Annotated in this window: 1 protein-coding gene; it reads right to left on the bottom strand. The window is 31.8% G+C overall.

Translation table 11 applies throughout. The annotated features are described in order from the left end of the window. Positions 1 to 264 (bottom strand): hypothetical protein (locus R2R70_RS20910; RefSeq protein ID WP_410979037.1); only part of this gene is annotated, 264 nt, incomplete at both ends.

The raw sequence follows: 264 nt of genomic DNA, 5'->3' as shown, positions 1-264 counted from the left end.
GTCTTTTATAGGTTTAATCTTTTTTTGAAATACCTTTAGATTATCAAAATACTCTCCGGCATAGCAACAATTAAATATGATGAAAACATAGCAGTCTTTGGGAAACCATGACAAAGCATTTCTTATTTCATCATCCAGAAAATACCTGTCACTCAGGACTATCATCTCATCTTCGCCATCAATTTCTTTCTTTAGAAGATCTTTCATATAATAACCGTGACCACAGAAGGTTAAGAAAAACAGCTCATTACTTCTTATTTTTTC

The sequence above is a fragment of the Cobetia sp. SIMBA_158 genome (assembly GCF_046566945.1).
Taxonomy (GTDB): domain Bacteria; phylum Pseudomonadota; class Gammaproteobacteria; order Pseudomonadales; family Halomonadaceae; genus Cobetia; species Cobetia amphilecti.
This window is presented reverse-complemented; position numbering and strand designations above follow the sequence as displayed.